Consider the following 719-nt stretch of genomic DNA (forward strand, 5'->3'; position numbering starts at 1 on the left):
AAGCGCCCTGTAACATCAATGGAATGCTCATGCTCGCGTCCATCTTCTTCAGAGATCACATGTTTTTTGCCTGTGAATTTATGACGAAGACCAGGAGGACCACCAAAGATGCCGATAATTTCGGGGGTGTGGCTGCGGATTTTCATTTGTAAACTCAAAGCTTTCACACCAAGACCGCTCACATCAATTTGCATATCAGAGCCCCCTGGTTGATAGGTTTCGGTGATTTCTTCCAACGTAGGCAGTTTTAATGTTTCAAGATCAAGATGGAGATTGACATCATCATCAACAATCAGCGTAAAACCGCGTACAATGCGTAAAGTCATGCTTTAACTCCTTGCTGCTTTGCGATAAGTTTCAAGCGTATCGCCAAATTGATAAGTCATTTTCTTTTGAATATCTTGCGCCAACCGATCAAAATAAGCGCTATTGCGCCGACTGCCGAAACTCAAATCTTCTAAAGGTGGCACTTCTTCCGCATCAAATTCGATCCGCAATTTTCCCAATTGTAAAGTACTGTTGGAATTTAAATCGCGGTCAAACCAAACCCGCCCACCCAAAAGCGCTCCACGCGCAATCAGATCATCAAGAAACTGCGTGAGGCTGCGGGTAATGGCAATAACATGTTGACCGGTCAGATTCTCGTCATTGGCCCAAGGGCGGAAACTGTTAATGATCGTTTTTTCCAAGGCTGCACGGGTGCGCACCACATTGACAAA

General features: G+C 45.1%; 2 protein-coding genes. Both read right to left on the reverse strand.

Going from position 1 to position 719, the window contains the following annotated elements:
- Positions 1-326, reverse strand: a 326-nt coding sequence (locus ACFIKY_RS09160; RefSeq protein WP_375661748.1) for a phage major tail tube protein, incomplete at its 3' end; no start/stop codon positions are given.
- A gap of 3 nt (positions 327-329) precedes the next feature.
- The coding region (locus ACFIKY_RS09165) for a phage tail sheath C-terminal domain-containing protein (RefSeq protein ID WP_375661749.1) at positions 330-719 on the reverse strand (390 nt) is incomplete at its 5' end.

This window comes from Bartonella sp. CR127HXZ, from assembly GCF_042194555.1.
GTDB lineage: Bacteria > Pseudomonadota > Alphaproteobacteria > Rhizobiales > Rhizobiaceae > Bartonella > Bartonella grahamii.